Source organism: Paraburkholderia fungorum (assembly GCF_046026025.1).
Lineage (GTDB): Bacteria > Pseudomonadota > Gammaproteobacteria > Burkholderiales > Burkholderiaceae > Paraburkholderia > Paraburkholderia fungorum_E.
Genome location: NZ_JAQQFL010000023.1, coordinates 50,267 through 70,574 on the forward strand (window position 1 = coordinate 50,267; position 20,308 = coordinate 70,574).

Annotated in this window: 16 protein-coding genes; 13 read left to right on the top strand and 3 right to left on the bottom strand. The window is 62.5% G+C overall.

The features are described 5' to 3' along the window. Window positions 1-66 precede the first annotated feature (66 nt). A complete protein-coding gene (locus PQR67_RS23615; protein ID WP_408464608.1) occupies window positions 67-978 on the bottom strand; it encodes a LysR family transcriptional regulator in 912 nt (303 codons plus the stop codon). Window positions 979-1,164: 186 nt separating this feature from the next. On the opposite strand from PQR67_RS23615, the gene PQR67_RS23620 reads away from it, so the two are divergent. The 6 genes from PQR67_RS23620 (at window position 1,165) to PQR67_RS23645 (ending at window position 8,284) form a co-directional block, all read left to right on the top strand. Continuing rightward, entirely contained in the window at window positions 1,165-2,259 is a 1,095-nt protein-coding gene (locus tag PQR67_RS23620) for a tartrate dehydrogenase (RefSeq protein WP_408464610.1), read from the top strand. A 120-nt stretch (window positions 2,260-2,379) separates the two neighbouring features. Continuing rightward, a complete protein-coding gene (locus PQR67_RS23625; RefSeq protein ID WP_408464612.1) occupies window positions 2,380-3,675 on the top strand; it encodes an MFS transporter in 1,296 nt (431 codons plus the stop codon). 458 nt (window positions 3,676-4,133) lie between these two features. Continuing rightward, window positions 4,134-5,312, top strand: coding sequence for a quaternary amine ABC transporter ATP-binding protein (locus PQR67_RS23630; protein ID WP_120345444.1), 1,179 nt, complete (start codon window positions 4,134-4,136; stop codon window positions 5,310-5,312). After that, a complete protein-coding gene (gene choW / locus PQR67_RS23635; RefSeq protein WP_408464614.1) occupies window positions 5,305-6,207 on the top strand; it encodes a choline ABC transporter permease subunit in 903 nt (300 codons plus the stop codon). Before PQR67_RS23630 ends, choW begins: the two co-directional genes overlap by 8 nt. 7 nt (window positions 6,208-6,214) lie before the next feature. Continuing rightward, on the top strand, window positions 6,215-7,213 hold the full coding sequence (locus PQR67_RS23640) for a GlxA family transcriptional regulator (RefSeq protein WP_408464616.1): 999 nt from the start codon (window positions 6,215-6,217) through the stop codon (window positions 7,211-7,213). Window positions 7,214-7,348: 135 nt separating this feature from the next. Continuing rightward, entirely contained in the window at window positions 7,349-8,284 is a 936-nt protein-coding gene (locus PQR67_RS23645; RefSeq protein ID WP_408464618.1) for a choline ABC transporter substrate-binding protein, read from the top strand. Between the two features lie 103 nt (window positions 8,285-8,387). Here PQR67_RS23645 and PQR67_RS23650 read toward each other — a convergent pair whose 3' ends face one another. Next, on the bottom strand, window positions 8,388-9,470 hold the full coding sequence (locus PQR67_RS23650; protein WP_408464620.1) for a GlxA family transcriptional regulator: 1,083 nt from the start codon (window positions 9,468-9,470) through the stop codon (window positions 8,388-8,390). A 323-nt stretch (window positions 9,471-9,793) separates the two neighbouring features. Here PQR67_RS23650 and PQR67_RS23655 point away from each other — a divergent pair, with 323 nt between their 5' ends. The 7 genes from PQR67_RS23655 (at window position 9,794) to PQR67_RS23685 (ending at window position 18,414) form a co-directional block, all read left to right on the top strand. Further along, the gene (locus PQR67_RS23655; protein ID WP_408464622.1) at window positions 9,794-11,188 is read left to right on the top strand and encodes an L-serine ammonia-lyase; all 1,395 of its coding nucleotides are present in this window, start codon (window positions 9,794-9,796) and stop codon (window positions 11,186-11,188) included. 60 nt (window positions 11,189-11,248) lie between these two features. Beyond that, window positions 11,249-12,493 (top strand): sarcosine oxidase subunit beta family protein, encoded by a 1,245-nt coding sequence (locus tag PQR67_RS23660; protein WP_408464624.1) that lies wholly within the window; start codon window positions 11,249-11,251, stop codon window positions 12,491-12,493. A gap of 22 nt (window positions 12,494-12,515) precedes the next feature. After that, window positions 12,516-12,842: a sarcosine oxidase subunit delta gene (locus tag PQR67_RS23665; protein WP_408464757.1), complete on the top strand. Its 327-nt coding sequence runs from the start codon at window positions 12,516-12,518 to the stop codon at window positions 12,840-12,842. Next, window positions 12,839-15,841: a sarcosine oxidase subunit alpha family protein gene (locus PQR67_RS23670; protein WP_408464626.1), complete on the top strand. Its 3,003-nt coding sequence runs from the start codon at window positions 12,839-12,841 to the stop codon at window positions 15,839-15,841. The genes PQR67_RS23665 and PQR67_RS23670 overlap by 4 nt, the downstream gene beginning before the upstream one ends. Beyond that, a complete protein-coding gene (locus tag PQR67_RS23675) occupies window positions 15,831-16,487 on the top strand; it encodes a sarcosine oxidase subunit gamma (protein WP_408464628.1) in 657 nt (218 codons plus the stop codon). The genes PQR67_RS23670 and PQR67_RS23675 overlap by 11 nt, the downstream gene beginning before the upstream one ends. 60 nt (window positions 16,488-16,547) lie before the next feature. After that, window positions 16,548-16,811 carry a hypothetical protein gene (locus PQR67_RS23680; protein WP_408464630.1) on the top strand — a complete coding sequence of 88 codons (264 nt, stop codon included), beginning with the start codon at window positions 16,548-16,550 and terminating at the stop codon, window positions 16,809-16,811. 184 nt (window positions 16,812-16,995) lie between these two features. Beyond that, window positions 16,996-18,414, top strand: coding sequence for an MFS transporter (locus PQR67_RS23685; RefSeq protein WP_408464632.1), 1,419 nt, complete (start codon window positions 16,996-16,998; stop codon window positions 18,412-18,414). A 205-nt stretch (window positions 18,415-18,619) separates the two neighbouring features. On the opposite strand, the gene betA is transcribed toward PQR67_RS23685, so the two are convergent. After that, entirely contained in the window at window positions 18,620-20,305 is a 1,686-nt protein-coding gene (gene betA, locus PQR67_RS23690) for a choline dehydrogenase (RefSeq protein ID WP_408464634.1), read from the bottom strand. Window positions 20,306-20,308 lie beyond the last annotated feature (3 nt).

Below are 20,308 nucleotides of genomic sequence, written 5' to 3' on the forward strand. Positions count from 1 at the left end.
GGTTTGAATCGGGAGCTGGCCGCCTCATGCGTTAGTTCTGCATTGCAGAACTAACGGCAAATTGACTCAGCGCGAGCCGAGTGTCTCGGTCAGCATGTCGACGAATGCCTTGACTCGCGCAGTCATTTGCAAATGTTGCGGGTACACCGCGTAAATATCGGCGCCCGGTGTGCGGTAGTCCGGCAGTACATGGATCAGGCGGCCATCGGCGAGATACTCCGCGATATCCCATTCGGCCCGCATCAGAATGCCGTGGCCGTCCAGCGCCCACTTCACTGCGATCTCGCCATCATTGGTGGTGAGGTTGCCGCGCACGCGAACCGTCTCGGTTTTTTCGGTCGAACCGCGTCCGCTGGTTAGACGCCATAGCCCGTAGCCGTCGTCGCCCTGACGAATGCCGATGCAGTTGTGCTGCGATAGCTCCGCCGGACTGCGTGGTGTGCGCCGTGTGGCGAAATACGCGGGCGACGCGCAAAGCAGCCGCCGGTTGGACGCGACCCGGCGTGCAATCACGCGTGCATCCGGCGGTTCGCCGAAGCGCACACAGACGTCGAAGGCGTCGTCGCTGATCGGTGGCGGGTCGACGGAGAGTTGCAACTGCACGTCCACGTCGGGAAAGCGCCGTACGAACCGCGAAATCAGCGGCGCCACGTGACTGCGCCCGAAGCCGAGCGTCGCGTTCACACGCAGCAAACCTTTCGGCGCCGCTTGCGAGCCGCCGAGCAATTGGGCCAGATCATCCATGTCGCTCAGGATGCGCCGCGCCCGGGTCAGGTAGAGCTCGCCCTCCGGCGTGAGGCTCATGCGCCGCGTTGTGCGGTTGACGAGCGACACGCCCGCACGCGATTCCATCTGTGCCAGATGCTTGCTCACGGCCGCCGTACTCAGGCCGAGTTCGCGGGCGGCTGCGGTCAAGCTGCCGCTTGCGGCAAGCGTGGAGAAGAAGGCGAGGTCGTCCGGCTGTATCGACGAGGTCATGTTGGGTGGGGGAAAGGGGTAGACCGATGAGCGGATGAGTGAGCCGAATAACCGGCCGAATAACGAGCGCTAATACCGCGCGCTCATTGTTAACTTCAGGTTAAGGATGCTTTGAGTCTAGCAGCGTTTTCGCGAGCGCTCCCTGTTCTAGGATGCAGCCAGTCATTCAACAATCAGGAGACGCCAGTGAAGACCTATCGCATCGCAACCATCCCCGGCGACGGCATCGGCAAGGAAGTCGTGCCCGCGGGCCAACGGGTTCTCGAAGCCATCGCTGCGCGAAGCGGCGCCTTCCAGTTCGAGTTCGAGAATTTCGATTGGGGCGGCGATTTCTACCGTCAACACGGCGTGATGATGCCGGCCGACGGGCTGGATGCGATCCGCAACAAAGATGCGATCCTGTTCGGCTCGGCGGGCGACCCGCATATTCCCGATCACGTCACGCTCTGGGGGCTGCGCCTGAAGATCTGTCAGGGCTTCGATCAGTACGCGAACGTGCGTCCTACCCGCATCCTTCCCGGCATCGACGCACCGTTAAAGCGTTGTGGCCCGAAGGATCTCGACTGGGTCATCGTTCGCGAGAACTCGGAGGGCGAGTACTCCGGCGTAGGCGGACGCGCTCATCAGGGGCATCCGATCGAAGTGGCAACGGATGTTTCGATGATGACCCGCGCGGGCGTCGAGCGCATTCTTCGATTCGCGTTCCGCCTCGCCCAGTCGCGGCCACGCAAGCTGCTGACGGTGATCACCAAAAGCAATGCGCAACGCCACGCCATGGTGATGTGGGACGAGATTGCGCTCGAAGTCTCGAAAGCGTTTCCCGACGTCAAATGGGACAAGGAGCTCGTCGATGCCGCGACGGCGCGCATGGTCAACCGTCCCGCCACGCTCGACACGATCGTCGCGACCAATCTTCACGCGGACATTCTCAGCGATCTGGCAGCGGCACTGGCCGGCAGTCTCGGCATCGCGCCGACCGCGAATCTCGACCCCGAGCGCCGCTATCCCTCGATGTTCGAGCCGATTCACGGCTCCGCTTTCGACATCATGGGCAAGGGTCTCGCCAATCCGGTCGGCACGTTCTGGTCGGTGGTGATGATGCTCGATCACCTTGGTGAGACGGCCGCCGCGCAGCAATTGATGAGCGCGATCGAACGCATCACGGCCGACCCGGCGCTGCATACCGGCGACCTCGGCGGCACGGCGACGACCGTGCAGGTGACCGATGCGGTCTGCGAGATCCTCGCTGCGGACCCGGCGGCGCAATTCAAGGCAGCCTGAACACGTCATACGCAATACGCAATACGTAATACGTAATGTGTAACTCGCAACGCACGCATCAGACAAAAACATAACGCCCGGACGAACACGTCACGGGCGATTCAAAGAATGGAGACTGGCATGGCCGATGAATTGCAAGCCCGTGTGGTTCGCAAGCTGACGTGGCGCATTTTGCCCTTCGTCATGCTGCTTTACTTTGTCAGCTTTCTCGATCGCGTGAACGTCGGCTTCGCCGCGCTCACGATGAACAAGGACCTCGGCCTCTCGCCGACGATGTTCGGGCTCGGCGGCGGCATCTTCTTTCTTGGGTACTTTCTGTTCGAAGTGCCCTCGAACCTCATTCTGAACAAGGTCGGCGCGCGCATCTGGATTGCCCGCGTGATGGTGACGTGGGGCCTGGTGTCGGCGGCTTCCGCGTTTGTGGTTGGGCCGCACTCGTTCTATACGCTGCGGTTTTTGCTCGGGGTAGCGGAAGCCGGTTTCTTTCCCGGCATCATTCTTTATCTCAGCCAGTGGTTTCCCGCGCGCCAGCGTGCTGTCGCGGCGGCGGCGTTCATGGCGGCCGCGCCATTGTCGACGGCTATCGGGTCGCCCATTTCAGGCGCCATCATGCAGATGCCGACGCTGTTCGGACTGAAAGACTGGCAATGGCTGTTTATCGTCGAAGCGATTCCTGCCGTGATTCTCGGCTTCGTGGTGTTGAAAGCACTCACCGATTCGCCCGAAAAAGCGACGTGGCTTGCCGCGGATGAGAAAGCGTGGCTCGTCGCGACCTTGCGTGAGGAACGAGCGGGACGTGAGTCGCAGGCAGGCCATGCGGCAGGCGCGTTCGCCGCGCTGCGCGACCCGCGCGTGTGGATCATGTCGATGATTTATTTCGGCACTTCCGCGGGCCTTTGTACGCTCGGTTTGTGGGCGCCGCTGATCATTCGGCAATTCGGCTTCAGCGCGCTCGGCACGGGCGCGTTGAATGCGATTCCCAGCGTGCTGGCCGTGGTCGGCATGGTGATGTGGGCCCGCCATTCGGATCGCACCGGCGAGCGCACGTGGCACGTAGTGATTCCATGCGTTGCGGCAGGCGTCGGGCTTGCATGGGCTGGCTTTGCGGATACGGTCGTTGCGGTGGTGCTCGCGCTGATTGTCGTCAACGTGGGCATTAGCGCGGCCAAGGCGCCGCTGTGGGCCATGCCGAGTACCTTTCTCTCAGGCGCCGGCGCAGCGGCCGGCATCGCCATGATCAACTCGATCGGCAATCTCGGCGGTTTTGTCGGCCCGTTTGCGATCGGCTGGCTGAAAAGCGTGACGGGGGGATATGCTGCCGGACTCTACGTGGTGGCGGCGAGTCTCGCGGTATCCGCCATCCTCGCTTTGGCGATCGGCCGGCGAGGATATCGGGCGGCGCCGGCGCCGCAATAAGCTTTTCCGCTCAGCGGCGGTGCGCTTGCTGCACCGCCGCACGTTTGCCTGTCACGTCCTCCACGCGGATTTTTTTCCCGCCCAGGCATGTCCACTTGCTCTGGCGCGACACACCGGGTTGACCACCCCAACACCCCGCAAACCCTTGTCCAACAGGGTTTCATCGACCGCTTGCCGATAACCGCCCGGCAGCGGTGTCGCATTTCCACATGTGGTTGTCGCAAATAGTCGGCTAGGCATACTTTTTTCTGGCAACTATGTATGCACAGCGCGGACGTCCGTTCGCCACGCAGCAACTATCTTGCATGGGACCCGGGTAAGTGCTCTGCATGGGCCCGGAGTAGGTGCCAAAACACTAACTCCGGCTGACAGCAAAAGCGCAGACTCGGTCGACAGCGTTGCATGGGACCGGAGTAAGCGCTAAAGCGCTAACTCCGGTCGACATAGGAGAGCATTCAATGAATTCCCCCAAGGTCGTGGTCGAAGGGTTGTGCAAGGTGTTCGGCACCAACCCGAAACAGGCGCTCGGCATGCTGGCAGGCGGCGCCACGAAAGAAGACGTGTTCGCGCGCACCGGTCAGATAGTCGGTGTCCATAACGTGTCGTTCGAAGTCAAGGAGGGTGAGATCTTCGTGCTGATGGGCCTGTCCGGCTCCGGCAAATCGACGCTGATCCGCCTGATCAACCGGCTCGTCGAGCCGACAGCCGGCAAGGTGCTGATCGACGGCCGCGACGTGGCGAGCGTGCCGCGCTCGGAACTGACTGCACTGCGCCGCAAGGACATGAGCATGGTGTTCCAGTCCTTCGCCTTGATGCCGCAGCGCACGGTGCTGTCCAACGCGGCGTTCGGGCTGGAAGTGGCCGGTGTCGGCAAGAAGGAACGCGAGAAGCGCGCCATGACCGTGCTCGAACAGGTCGGCCTCGCACCGTTCGCGGCAAAGTTGCCGGCCCAACTGTCCGGCGGCATGCAGCAGCGCGTGGGTCTGGCGCGGGCGCTGGCCGTCAACCCGTCGCTGATGATCATGGACGAGGCGTTCTCCGCGCTCGATCCGCTCAAGCGCAAGGAAATGCAGAATGTGTTGCTCGATCTGCAACGCGAGCAGCAGCGCACCATCCTGTTTGTCTCGCACGATCTGGAAGAGGCGATGCGCATCGGCACCCGGATCGCGATCATGGAAGGCGGCAAGGTGGTGCAGATCGGCACGCCACAGGAAATCATCACCAATCCCGCCGACGACTATGTGCGCGCGTTCTTCGAAGGCATCGACACCAGCCGCTATCTGACGGCCGGCGATCTGATGCAGACGGATGCGGTGCCGCTCATGCAGCATTCGCCGCAGATCGACGCATCGAGCGTGGCCGCGACGCTCAACGGCAGCGCCGAATACGCCTTCGTGCTCGACGCCGAACGCAAGATTCGCGGCTTTGTGTGCCGCGATGCGATGGGCAGCGCTTCGCCCCAACTCAATCACATCGAATGCATCCGCCGCACGACGCCTCTGGACGACGTCGTCGAACGCGTGGTGGCGAGCCGCGCGCCGCTGCCGGTCGTCGAAGCGGATGGCTCCTACTGCGGTTCGGTCAACAAGACGAACGTGCTGCACGTTCTCACGCGCCATAGAGGTTCCCATGTCTGAAATCATTCCAATTGGCGCCTGGGTCGACCACGGCGTTCATTACCTGCTCGACCACGATGCGCAAACTTTCGACTCCATCGGCAAGGTCATCGAGAGTTTTGCCGCGCTGATCGAGCACAGCCTGCAAGCGGTGCCGATGTGGGCGTTGATGGCGTTTTTTGTCGGCGTCGGCTTATGGCGGGTGGGCTGGCGTTTCGCGCTGTTCACGTTGCTGGCGATGCTGCTGATCTACGGCACCGGCTTCTGGGATCAAATGGTGATCACACTCGGCCTCACGCTCTCGTCGACCTTGATCAGCCTGCTGCTCGGCGTGCCGCTCGGCATCTGGACCGCGAAGAGCCGCACCGTCGAAACGATCGTGCGCCCCGTGCTCGATCTGATGCAGACCATGCCCGCGTTCGTCTATCTGATTCCGGCGGCGATGCTGTTCGGTCTCGGCCGCGTGCCGGGGATTCTCTCCACGGTGATCTTCGCGATGCCGCCTGCTGTGCGTCTCACGTCGCTCGGCATCAAGCACGTGAATCGCGAAATCGTCGAAGCAGGGCAGGCGTTCGGTTGCACGCCCTTGCAATTGCTCTACAAAGTGCAGTTTCCGAACGCGCTGCCGTCGATCATGACCGGCGTGAACCAGACCATCATGATGGCGCTCTCGATGGTGATCATCGCCTCGATGGTGGGCGCTGGCGGTCTTGGCAACGACGTGCTGGCGAGTATTCAGCGGCTCGATATCGGCCTCGGCTTCGAAAGCGGCCTTTCGGTGGTGATGCTGGCGATCATTCTCGACCGCATTACGGAAAGCTTCGGCCGCTCGCCGGGCACGGCGCGCGCACCGTTGCTGTCGGGTCTGCGCAGCGTCATGAAGGTGCGCCGGGCGCCGACGGCGCAGCACAGTTGAGCCGCCCATGAAGCGCGAGGCGATTCCCACCGTCGAGGCTCCGGCCGATTCGCCGCTGTCCGGGCTCGCGCACTTCGGCTTTCTGACGTTGCCGAATTTTTCGATGATCGCGTTCACGAGCGCGGTCGAGGTGCTGCGCATGGCCAACTACGTGGGCCGCGCGCAGCACTACACGTGGTCGGTGATTACACCGGACGGCGAGCCCGCGCGAGCGAGCAACGGCATTACGGTGAAGCCGACCACGACGCTGGCCGAAGCGGGTATGCCGGATGTGCTGATCGTTTGCGCCGGCTGGCATGTGCGCGATTATGTGGACGATACGGTTATCGCGTTGCTGCAGGACGTTGCGTCGAAAGGGATTCCGCTTGGCGGACTGTGTACGGGACCGTACGCGCTGCTGGCTGCGAACCTGCTCGACGGTTATCGCTGTACGGTGCATTGGGAAGACATGTCGCCGCTGCACAAAAGTTACCCGCACGTGCGATTCGCCGATGAACTGTTCGTGATCGATCGTGACCGGCTCACCTGCACGGGCGGTACCGCGCCACTCGATCTGATGCTGAACCTGATCGGTATGCGCCTCGGCCCTGCGGTCGCGGCACAGGTGTCCGAGCAGTTCATCGTCGAGCGGATTCGCGGGTCGACCGATTATCAGCATATTCCGGTGGATGCGCGGGTCGGTTTCTCGCGCGCCGAATTGATCGAAGTCGTGCGCTTGATGGAAGCGAATATCGAAGAACCGTTATCGCTCGACGAACTCGCACGGCTCGTGCATTTGTCGCAACGTCATTTGCAGCGCATGTTCAAGATGTTCCTGAGCGTATCGCCGACGCACTATTACCTGACGCTGCGTTTGCGTCGCGCGCGTGAACTGTTGCGCAATACAGATGCGTCGATTGCGCGGGTCACGGCCGTGTGCGGTTTTCATTCGCCGTGTCATTTCAGCAAGGCCTATCGCGCGCAGTTTGGTCATGCGCCTAGCGTCGAGCGGCGATTGTCGGCGTGAGCCATTGACGTAAGCGAGCCGACGTGAACAAGTCGGCGTAAATGAGTTGGCATCAAGGAAGTCGGCGCAATGAGTCGCGCCTGAAAAATCCGGTTGTTAAAACCAGTCTAGCTTCAATCACCCTGAGGGAACGCCATGAAACGTCTGTGGGCTGCGTCGTTGTGCGCGCTGTCGGTGTCATCTGCCTTTGCCGTGGAACCTTCCACCTGCCGGGACGTCCGGTTCGCCGACGTCGGCTGGACCGATATCGCGGCAACGACCGGTCTCGCCTCGACCGTGCTCGAAGGGTTGGGCTATAAGCCGACCAAAACCATTGCCTCGGTGCCGATCACCTTCGCGGGTGTGAAGAGCAAGCAGATCGACGTGTTCCTCGGTTACTGGTCGCCGACCATGGATCCGATGATCGATCCGTTCAGGAAGGCCGGTCAGCTCATCGTGCTCCCCGCGCCGAACCTGACCGGCGCGAAATACACGCTGGCCGTGCCGGACTATGCGTACCAGGCGGGCATCAAAAGCTTCGCCGACATCGCGAAGAACTACGACAAGCTTGACGGCAAGATCTACGGCATCGAACCGGGCAACGACGGCAACGCGCTGATCAAGAAGATGATCGACAGCAACCAGTACGGACTTGGCAAGTTCAAGCTGGTGGAGTCGAGCGAGGCAGGCATGCTGGTCGAAGTGAATCGCGCGATTCGCGACAAGAAGGCAATCGTGTTTCTCGGCTGGGAACCGCATCCGATGAACGTGCAGATGAAGATCGATTATCTGTCAGGTGGTGACGACGTGTTCGGTCCGAACTACGGCGAAGCCAAAGTGATGACAGTCGTGCCGACCGATTATTCGACGCGTTGCCCGAACGTCGCGAAACTCGTGTCGAACCTGCACTTCACGACCGATATCGAGAACCACGTGATGCTGCCGATCATGAACAAAATCGATCCGAACAAGGCGGCAAAGGATTGGCTGAAGGCGAACCCGGCGGTGCTGGACAAGTGGCTGGCGGGCGTCAAGACCTTTGATGGGAAGGATGGGTTGCCGGCGGTGAAGGCCTACGTAGCGGGTCAGTGAGGTTTGAGGGTTTGAAGTTGGGGTTGGGTTTCGCTTTCGCGCCGTTCCGGCGGCGTGAAAGCGGGGCTGCAAACCCCGGACGACAAACCGACAAACGCCGCGCTCAGATCGCCTGCGCACGCCCTGGGAACGTTTCGTCATATCCCGAACCGTCATCTACTTCCGCCGCCGTGCCACGTTGCTCGCGGTACATCATCGGCGGCAGGCCGAACTGCTTGCGGAATTCGCGGCCCAGATGCGAGGCATCGGAAAAACCGCAACTCGAGGCGATGTCCGCCACGGTTTTATCGGAACTCGTCAGCAGCCACGCGGCGGTGCGTAGACGTACCTGCTTCGCGTAGGCCTGCGGCGCCTTGCCGGTTTCCGCCTTGAAGAGCCGCTCGAGCTGACGCGGTGACAGATCGAGCTTGCCCGCCAGTTCATCGAGCGACAACGAGCGGCCCACGTGCTGTTCCATCAGCAGAATCGCGCGCTTCACCTTGGGGTGCGCGGCGGGCGCAAGGCCAGGCGGATGCGGCTGCGGTGCATTGCCTTTCTGCATGTCGTCGACCAGCAGAATCCGCAGCGCTTTTTGCACCGTGGCCGTTTCAAAGTGGCGCAACAGAATCGCGGCGGCCACGTCGATCGACGCGCGTCCGCCCGAACACGTAATGCGCCGGCGGTCGATCACGAACAGCCTGTCCGCCACCAGTGTCTCCTCATTGACCGTCGGAAAGCGTTCGATGAAATCCCAGTAGTGAAACCAGCTCACGCAGATGCGGTGGCCGTCCAGCACGCCCGCGCGCATCAGCGAAAACACGCCGGTGCACATGCCGACCAGCGTTGCATCGGTAGCGGCGGCGCGGCGGATGAAGGCCAGCGTCGCGTCGTTCGCGGCCGGCCCGGAATGCAGCAGACCACCCACCACGACGACGTAATCGAACGGCTCGGCGTTGTCGAAGGTTTCCCACGGCGTGATCTGAATCCCGCAACTCGCGCGCACCGGGGCGAGGGTTTCCCCTATCACGCTCCACGAACAGCGCACGGGCTTGCTGAAGTCGCCTTCGTCCGCGGACAGGCGCAACAGGTCGACGAACCCGGAGAACGCCGTCAACGTGAAGTTCGGCAGCAGGATGATGCCAAAGCGGATGCGTTGCCTCGTGGGGCCGTCGATTGATTGAAGGGGACGCGGTTCAGCGGAATTCATGCATGCAGCCAGCAAGGGAAGGAGTTGATCAAGCATAGCACCGGGGATAGCGAGCCATTCGCAGTCCAATCGCGACCCATTCGCGGCACATTCAGCGCGGTCCTCAGCATCGCCAGCCGCAAGCCGTGCGCCTGTCGCAAATGCGTCAGAAGTCATCGCAAATCCGTCGCGGGGCTTGGGGCGCGGCCCGCTTGACGCCACTATCCCACTGTCATGCCGTTTTTATTCTATCGGTCCAAATTGACGTGCGGTGCAATAGGGGCTAATTCAGGCCAAACCCGGCCACCCAGCTAATCCTGGTATCGCAACGCATAAGGCACGCCATGAACGTCAGCGTTTTCGATCTGTTCAAGATCGGCATCGGTCCCTCCAGCTCGCACACCGTCGGGCCGATGATCGCTGCGTGCCGCTTCGCCTCGCATATCGAAGACGCCAATCTGTTGGGCTTCGTGCGTCGCGTCAAGGTCGAACTGTTCGGCTCGCTCGGCGCGACCGGCAAGGGCCACGGCACCGACAAGGCGGTACTGCTGGGTCTCGAAGGCAATCTGCCCGACCTGATCGACCCGGACTTGATCGAGCCGCGTCTGCGGGCGATTCGCGAAACAAAGCAACTGATGCTGCTTGGCACGCACCCGGTCAAATTCGACGAGCGCGAACAACTCGGCTTCTTCCGCAAGCTGATGCCGGGCGCGCCAGGTTCGAGCATCGTGCATCCGAACGGCATGCGTTTTCAGGCTTTCGACGAAAACGGCCAACTGCTGGTGGAAAAAGAGTATTACTCGATCGGCGGCGGCTTCGTGATCAACCGCGAAGGCGACCGCGTCAACGGTCTGCGCGCCGGCGCGGAGGTGCCGTATCCGTTTCGCACCGGCGATGATCTGATGCGCGTGTGCCGTGAAACCGGTCTGTCGATCGCCCAGGTGACGCTGCGCAACGAATGCGCGTCGCGCACTGAGCAGGAGGTACGCGAAGGGCTGCTGGCGATCTGGCGCGTCATGTCCGCTTGCGTAGAACGTGGCTGCAAGGTGCGCGGCGAGCTACCCGGTCCGATGCACGTGAAGCGCCGCGCCGCCGATCTGTGCGCGCAACTGCGCTCGCACTCGGAAGAGTCGTTGCGCGATCCACTCTCGATGCTCGACTGGGTCAATCTCTACGCGATGGCCGTCAACGAAGAGAATGCTGCGGGCGGGCGCGTCGTCACGGCGCCGACCAACGGCGCGGCCGGCGTGATTCCCGCCGTGCTGCATTACTACGTGAAATTCATGCATGCGTCGAACGACGAGGGCATCGTCACGTTCCTGCTGACGGCCGCGGCGATCGGCATCATCTACAAGGAAACCGCGTCGATCTCGGGTGCGGAGGTGGGCTGCCAGGGCGAGGTGGGCGTGGCCTGTTCGATGGCCGCGGCCGCGCTCGCCGCCGTGATGGGCGGCACGCCGACACAAGTGGAAAACGCCGCGGAAATCGGCATGGAACACAACCTAGGCATGACCTGCGACCCGGTTGGCGGGCTCGTGCAGATTCCCTGCATCGAACGTAACGCCATGGGCGCGATCAAGGCGCTGAACGCCGCGCGCATGGCGATGAAAGGCGACGGCCAGCACTACGTGTCGCTCGATAACGTGATCAAGACCATGCGCGAAACCGGCGCGGACATGAAGACCAAATACAAGGAGACGTCGCGCGGCGGACTCGCCGTGAACGTCATCGAGTGTTGAGCTGAACCAGTCAGGCAGCAAAGCGTAACAACAGGATCAAAAGGACCCAAAGGACCAACAATGAGCCGCTATTCGATATTCAGCCTGTTGCGCAACGGGATGTCGTATCACGAGAACTGGGAGCGTCAGTGGAAGAGCCCGGAGCCTAAGCGCGAATACGACGTCGTGATCGTGGGCGGCGGCGGGCATGGTCTCGCCACGGCCTACTACCTCGCCAAGGAGCATGGCGTACGCAATATCGCCGTGCTGGAGAAGGGCTGGATTGGCGGTGGCAATACGGCGCGCAATACGACCATCGTGCGCTCGAATTATCTGTGGGACGAATCCGCCGCGCTCTACGAGAAGGCGATGAAGCTGTGGGAAGGGCTTTCGCAAGACCTGAACTACAACGTGATGTTCAGCCAGCGCGGTGTGATGAACCTCGCGCACACGTTGCAGGACGTGCGTGATACCGAGCGCCGGGTGAATGCAAACCGGCTGAACGGGGTGGACGCCGAATTCCTCACGCCGGCGCAGATCAAGGAAATCGAGCCGACCATCAATCTGAATAGCCGCTATCCGGTGCTCGGCGCGTCGATTCAGCGTCGCGGCGGCGTGGCGCGGCATGACGCGGTGGCGTGGGGCTTTGCTCGCGGGGCGGATCAGGCGGGTGTCGATATCGTGCAGAACTGTCAGGTCACCGGGATTCGCCGCGACGGCAGCCAGGTGGTCGGCGTGGATACCACCAAGGGTTTCATCAAGGCGAAGAAGGTCGCGGTGGTCGCGGCGGGTAATACGTCCACGCTCGCCGACATGGCCGGTATCCGCTTGCCTCTGGAGAGTCATCCGCTGCAGGCGCTGGTGTCGGAACCGATCAAACCGGTGGTCAATACGGTCGTGATGTCGAATGCGGTGCATGCCTACATCAGCCAGTCCGACAAGGGCGATCTGGTGATCGGCGCGGGCGTCGATCAATACACGGGCTTCGGTCAACGCGGCAGTTTCCAGATCATCGAAGGCACGCTCGAAGCGATCGTCGAAATGTTCCCGGTGTTCTCGCGCGTGCGGATGAATCGCCAGTGGGGCGGCATCGTCGACGTGTCGCCGGATGCGTGCCCGATCATCAGCAAGACCGACGTCAAGGGACTTTACTTCAACTGCGGCTGGGGTACGGGTGGCTTCAAGGCGACGCCCGGGTCGGGTTGGGCCTATGCGCACACGATTGCGAGAGACGAGCCGCATCCGTTGAACGCGCCGTTCTCGCTGGATCGTTTTTATACCGGTCACCTGATCGATGAACACGGCGCTGCCGCTGTTGCCCACTAACGCCGACACGGAGGAAAACCAGATGCTGCTGATCGAATGCCCGTGGTGCGGGCCACGCGCCGAAACCGAATTCTCGTGCGGGGGCGAAGCGGACATTGCCCGTCCGCTGGATACCGAGAAACTCACCGACAAGGAATGGGGCGACTACCTGTTCATGCGCAAGAATCCGCGCGGCGTGCATCGCGAGCAATGGATGCACACGCAAGGATGCCGCCGCTGGTTCAAGGCGCAGCGCGACACGGTGAGCTACGAGATTCAGGGCTACGAAACGTTCGAGCGTCCACTGCTCACGCTGGACGGCAATGAGGCGAACGCACAAGGCAAGGCAAACGAGGGTAAGGCACCATGAGCCAGAAAGACCGACTCCCCGCTGGCGGGCGCATCAACCGCGCGATCGTACTGAACTTCACGTTCAACGGGCGCAAGTATCAGGGCTATCAGGGCGACACGCTCGCGTCCGCGCTGCTCGCGAACGGCGAACACTTTGTGGCGCGTAGCTGGAAGTATCACCGGCCGCGCGGCATCGTGACGGCGGGTGTGGAAGAGCCGAATGCAATCGTCCAGCTCGAAACCGGCGCGTACACGGTGCCGAACGCGCGTGCAACCGAAGTGGAGCTGTATCAGGGGCTCGTTGCGACCAGCGTGAACGCGAAGCCGAGCATCGAGAAAGACCGCATGGCGATCAACCAGAAGTTCGCGCGCTTCATTCCGGCGGGCTTCTACTACAAGACCTTCATGTGGCCGCGCAAGTTCTGGCCGAAGTATGAAGAAGTGATCCGCGATGCGGCCGGTCTCGGCAAGGCGCCCGAGCAAACCGATGCGGATCGCTACGACAAGTGCTTTGCGCATTGCGACGTGCTGGTGGTCGGCGGTGGCCCGACGGGTCTGGCGGCCGCGCATGCGGCGGCACTGTCCGGCGCACGCGTGACGTTGATCGACGATCAGCCGGAACTCGGCGGCTCGCTGCTGTCGTGCCGCGCGGAGATCGACGGCAAACCGGCGCTGCAATGGGTCCACAAGATCGAGGACGAACTGCGGCAGATGCCCGACGTGAAAATCCTGTGCCGCAGCACGGCGTTCGGTTATCAGGACCATAACCTCATTACCGTCACGCAGCGCCTCACGGAACATCTGCCGGTGTCGCAGAGAACGGGCACGCGCGAGCTGATGTGGAAGATCCGCGCGAAACGCGTGATTCTCGCAACCGGCGCGCATGAGCGGCCGATCGTGTTCGGCAATAACGATCTGCCGGGCGTGATGCTGGCGTCGGCGGTGTCCACGTATCTGCATCGCTATGCGGTATTGCCGGGCCGCAATGCCGTCGTGTTCACGAACAACGACGACGGTTATCAATGCGCGCTCGATCTGAAAGCGGCCGGCGCCCAGGTCACGGTCGTCGATCCCCGCGCGAGCGAATCGAAGGGCTCGTTGCCCGCGCTTGCACGTCGCTACGGCGTCAAGGTGATGAACGGCGTGGTAGTGACAGCGGCGCACGGCAAGCTGCGGGTCGCCTCGGTCGAGGTGGCGTCGTATGCGAACGGACAGGTCGGGGCGAAGCAGGGCGAACTGCCCTGCGATCTGCTCGCGATGTCCGGCGGCTGGAGCCCGGTGCTGCATCTGTTCGCCCAGTCGGGCGGCAAGGCGCACTGGCATGACGGCAAAGCCTGCTTCGTGCCGGGCAAGGCAATGCAGGCGGAGACGAGTGTCGGCGCGTGTGCCGGCGACTTCACGCTCGGACAAGGCATTCGCTTTGCGCTCGACGCCGGTGCCGAGGCGGCGCGAGCAGCCGGCCATATCGTCGTTAGGCCGAATGCGGTGCAGGTGGCCGAGATTACCGAGGCGAAGATGCAACCGCTGTGGCTCGTGGGCGGCCGCGAACTCGCGACGCGCGGTCCCAAGCAGTTCGTCGATTTTCAGAACGACGTGTCAGCAGCCGATATTTTTCTCGCGGCGCGTGAAGGTTTCGAATCGGTCGAACACGTGAAGCGCTATACCGCGATGGGCTTCGGCACCGATCAGGGCAAGCTCGGCAACATCAACGGCATGGCGATTCTCGCGCAGGCACTCGGCAAAACGATTCCTGAAACGGGCACCACGACGTTCCGTCCGAACTACACGCCGGTCACGTTCGGCACGTTTGCAGGCCGCGAGCTGGGCGAGTTTCTCGATCCGGTGCGCAAGACGGCGGTGCACGAATGGCATGTGGAAAATGGCGCGGCGTTTGAGGATGTCGGCAACTGGAAGCGCCCCTGGTACTTCGCGAAGCCGGGCGAGGATATGCACGCCGCTGTCGCGCGCGAATCGCTGGCGGTGCGCACGAGCGTCGGCATTCTCGATGCCTCGACGCTCGGCAAGATCGACATTCAGGGTCCCGACTCCGCGAAACTGCTGAACTGGGTCTACACGAATCCGTGGAGCAAGCTGGAAGTCGGCAAGTGCCGTTACGGCCTGATGCTCGATGAAAACGGCATGATCTTCGATGATGGCGTGACGGTGCGGCTCGCCGACCAGCACTACATGATGACCACCACCACGGGCGGCGCGGCACGCGTGCTCACGTGGCTCGAACGCTGGCTGCAAACCGAATGGCCGGACATGCGCGTGCGGCTCGCTTCCGTGACGGATCACTGGGCAACCTTCGCCGTGGTCGGCCCGAACAGCCGCAAGGTCTTGCAGAAGGTGTGCCACGACATCGACTTTGCGAACGCGGCATTTCCGTTCATGAGCTATCGCGAAGGCACGGTGGCGGGCGCGGCGTCGCGCGTGATGCGGATCAGTTTCTCGGGCGAACTGGCTTATGAAGTGAACGTGCCGGCGAATGTGGGTCGCGCGGTGTGGGAAGCGCTGATGGCCGCCGGTGCGGAATTCGACATCACGCCGTATGGCACGGAAACCATGCACGTGCTGCGGGCGGAGAAGGGTTACATCATCGTCGGCCAGGATACGGACGGTTCGATGACGCCGTACGATCTGGGCATGGGCGGCCTGATCGCGAAGTCGAAGGACTTTCTCGGCAAGCGTTCATTGACGCGAACGGATACCGCAAAGGCGGGGCGCAAGCAACTGGTCGGGCTGCTGCCGGAGGATCCCTCGTTCGTGATTCCCGAAGGCTCGCAGATCGTCGCGGGCCCCTTCCAGGGCGATACCGCACCCATGCTCGGTCACGTCACGTCGAGCTATTACAGCCCGATCCTGAAGCGCTCGATTGCCATGGCGGTGTTAAAGGGCGGCCTTGACAAGATCGGCGAAACGGTCACGATTCCGCTCGCGAGCGGCAAGCAGATCGCAGCCAAGGTTACCAGTTCGGTGTTCTACGACAGCGAAGGAGCACGACAACATGTGGAATGAAACAAGAGGGACGGTGTCGGCGGTCAATCGCGCCGTCGGCAATCAGACGGGTGTGTGGCAGGAGTCGCCGCTGGTCGGGACGGATGCGCTGCTGAAGAAACATCAGGCCACGGTGTCGGCGGCATTCCGCTTGAGCGAGCGGCCGTTTCTGGAACTGGTGAATGTGCGTGGCGACACGCGCGACGCGGCGTTCGTGAGCGCGGTGGAAAGCGTGATCGGCTGCCGGCCGCCCGAGAAGGCCAATACCATTGCGCACGGCAATGGCTACGACCTGCTGTGGCTCGGTCCCGACGAGTGGCTGGTGCGCTCGGCGACGGCGCACGAGGCGACCCGCACCGCACCGTTGCAGGCGAAGCTCGGCGCGGCCTTCGCGGGTGTGTTCGCGTCGGCGGTGGATATCGGCAGCGGCTATACGGTGCTCGAGATCAGCGGCACGCGCACGCGCGACGTGCTGGCGCGTGGTTGCCCACTCGATCTGCATCCCAAACTGTTTGGGGAGGGGCAGTGCGCGCAGAGCCATTATTTCAAGGCATCGATGACGCTGTTGCCCACCGGCGCGGACAGTTTCGATATCGTCGTGCGCCGCAGCTTCGCGGACTACTTCGTCAAGATGATGCTCGACGCGGCCGAGCCGCTCATGTCGTGAGGCGCGCCGGGCGGTGTCTTGCTGAGGCACCGCTCGCGGCTCTCGCAGGCAGCCACTGACATGACGTCGACACGTCTAGCCACCGCGCGTCTCACCGAGCGCGCGTGCCAGCAGGGCGACGCCCACGCCGCGCTCGCTTTGCTCGATCAGAGCATTGCGTTACGGCACGGGCGCATCGCCTTGATCCGCTATCTCCTCGCGCAGCAACTGGGCGCACCGCTGCAGTCGCGGCATCACGAATACGTCGAGAAAATCGCCGCGCGCTTGAGTGCGGATGCGCTCGCGCGCATTGCCGGCGCTGCGCGTGCGCGGCTGCGAGCGTAAAGCGCCTCTTCGCCGTCAAGGCATATCCCACCCGGACGTTCTCCAGCGCGCGCATGAGCGGAGCGACGCCCCCATTCCATCCCGATGACGTATTTCTTCTATGTGGCCGAATTATGTCGGCGTCTACTGAAATCCACTGATCGGAACGTCCACGCGGCAGCCGCCGCATCAACGAGGGGATGACATGTCTACCGCTTTTCAGCCTCGCGCGAGCGCTGCCGCCAGACTCGAGCGACTGCCGTTCTCCGGATATCACCGGACCATCTTCATCATCATCGCAGTCGCCTTCTTTTTCGACTCGGTCGATCTCGGCACCATGACCTTCGTGCTCGGTTCGATCAAGAGCGAATTCCATCTGTCGAGCGCGACGGCGGGGCTGGTCGCGAGCGCGAGCTTCTTCGGCATGGTGATCGGCGCGGCGGTTGCCGGCCTACTGGCCGATCGCTTCGGACGGCGCCCCGTGTTTCAGTGGAGCATGGTGTTGTGGGGCCTCGCGTCGTATCTGTGCTCGACCGCGCAGAGCGTCGAGGCGTTGATTTTCTATCGGGTGCTGCTGGGTGTCGGCATGGGCATGGAGTTTCCCATTGCGCAGACACTCTTGTCCGAATTCGTGCCTGCCAGGTCACGTGGACGACTGATCGCGCTGATGGACGGTTTCTGGCCGCTCGGTTTCATCACGGCGGGCGTGGTGTCGTATTTCGTCTTGCCGACGTTCGGCTGGCGCACGGAGTTCGCGTTACTGGCGATTCCGGCCGTGTTCGTTTTGATCGTGCGCCGCGTCGTGCCGGAATCGCCGCGCTGGCTGGAACATCGCGGACGCCTCGCCGAAGCGGACAAGATTCTCACCGAAGTCGAAGTGAAGGTGATGAAAGCGGCCGGTCTGAGCCAGTTGCGCGCGCCGGTGATGTTGCAGGAACCACCGGCCGCGAAGGGCACGAGTGCGTTTCGCGAGATCTGGAGCACGGCCTACCGGCGCCGCACGATCATGGTGTGGACGCTGTGGTTCTTCGCGTTGCTTGGGTTTTATGGACTGACGTCGTGGCTCGGCGCGTTGATGCAGCAAGCGGGCTTTGCGGTGACGAAGTCGGTGCTGTACACGGTGCTGATTTCGCTCGGCGGGATTCCGGGCTTTATCTGCGCGGCGTGGCTGGTCGAACGCTGGGGCCGCAAGCCGACCTGTATCGCGTCGCTGGCCGGCAGCGCGGTGATGGCTTATGTCTACGGACAAACCGCGCTGCACGCACAAACGCCGACCTTGCTGATCTGCGCCGGACTGGCAATGCAGTTCTTTATGTTTGCCATGTGGGCGGTGCTTTACACCTACACCCCTGAGCTCTACGGCACCGGAGCGCGGGCGACAGGATCTGGCTTTGCGTCGGCGATTGGCCGCGTGGGCTCGTTGATCGGACCTTATGTGGTCGGTGTCGTGCTGCCGGTGTTCGGGCAAGGCGGCGTGTTCTCACTCGGCGCGATGTGTTTTGTGATCGCGGCGGCGGCAGTGTGGATCATGGGGATCGAGACGCGTGGGCTGGCACTGGAGACTTTGGTGTCGGAAGCGGTTGAGCCGGATGCGCATGGGGTGTTGAGTCCTGCGCGTGAGTGAATGTTTCGGGGACGTGGGATCGTGCAAGGGGTGACGCTTGTGAGCCGTTAAGCCCCCCGGATTGATCACTTATCCGCTAACCAGGATATAGAAAAGCCGTGAAGTGAACTACCCGCTAAAAGTTGGACACCTGTCCAACGATTTTGGGGGGCAGTTCAAATCGATCGCGGCTTTTTCGTTGGCGCCTGGTTCGGCCCGGCGGGTATTAAACCGCCGCTGCTTCGCGTTTCCTCGACGCCACCCCGCGGGCCACGAAGTACGGCGTCTCCACCCGCGCCAGCGCTTCCCGCCCACGAATCCGATCCGCGATCTTCTCCGCCAGCATGATCGTCGGAGCGTTCAGATTGCCCGTCGTGATCAGCGGCATGATGGACGCGTCGACGACGCGCAATGCTTCCATGCCATGCACGCGGCCTTCGTTATCCACCACCGCCATATCGTCATAACCCATCTTGCACGAGCACGACGGATGAAATGCCGTCTCCGCGCGCATCCGCACGAACGTGTCGAGTTGCTCGTCCGTGGTCAACTCCGCGCCCGGATTCAACTCGCGGCCGCGATAGCGATCGAGCGCGGGCTGTCGCATGATCTCGCGCGTAATGCGGATACCGTCGCGGAATTCGCGCCAGTCGAGCGGATCGGCCATGTAATTGAACAGGATGCTCGGATGCGCGGCAGGATCGCGTGACGTGAGCTTCACACGGCCACGGCTTGGCGAACGCATCGAGCCGACATGCGCCTGGAAGCCGTGCATTTTGATCGCGTTGGAACCGTTGTAGTTGATCGCGACGGGCAGGAAGTGATACTGGATGTTCGGCCACAGATCATCGTCGCGAGTACGGATGAAGCCGCCGGCTTCGAACTGGTTGCTCGCACCAATACCTGTGCCGTTGAGCATCCACTCGAGCCCGATTGCAGGCTGATTCCACCATTGCAACGCCGGATACAGCGAAACGGGTTCCTTGCACTCGTACTGGATATACATCTCCAGATGGTCCTGCAGGTTTTCGCCAACGCCCGGCAGATCGTGCACGAGCGGCACGTCGAGTTCGCGCAGCCACGTCGAGCGGCCGACACCTGAGCGTTGCAGCAACTGCGGCGAGGCAATCGCACCGCTGCACACCAGCACTTCGCGGCGTGCATGCGCGGTCACTGCGTTGCCATCATGCAGATACGCGACGCCGATCGCGCGCTTGCCCGAGAACAGCACACGGTCGGTCATGGCATGCGTCACGATGGTCAGATTCGGACGTGTCTTCGCGCGATCCAGATAGCCGCGCGCGGTGCTGGCGCGTCGGCCGTTCGCCGTAACCGTGCGATCCATCGGGCCAAAGCCTTCCTGCTGATAGCCGTTCAGATCGTCGGTGCGCGGAAAACCCGCCTGCACGCCGGCCTCGACCATCGCGGCGAACAAGGGGTTGTTGCCGGGCTTGCTCGTTGTCACATGCACCGGGCCGTCGCCGCCGTGATACGCGTTCGCGCCGACATCGCGAGTTTCGGCTTTGCGGAAGTACGGCAGGCAATCCAGATAGGTCCAGTTTTCCAGCCCGGGGCGCTCAGCCCAGCCGTCGTAATCGAGCGCATTGCCGCGGATATAGCACATGCCGTTGATCAGCGACGAACCACCGAGCCCCTTGCCGCGCCCACACTCCATGCGGCGATTGTTCATATGCGGCTCGGGGTCGGTTTCGTACGCCCAGTTGTAGCGCCGCCCCTGCAACGGATAGGCGAGGGCCGCGGGCATCTGCGTGCGGAAATCGAAACGGTAGTCGGGACCGCCTGCTTCGAGCAGCAGCACGGTCACGCCCGCGTCTTCGGTCAGACGCGAGGCGAGCACGTTGCCCGCCGAACCCGCGCCGACGATGATGTAGTCGTATTCGTTCGAAGCCATCGC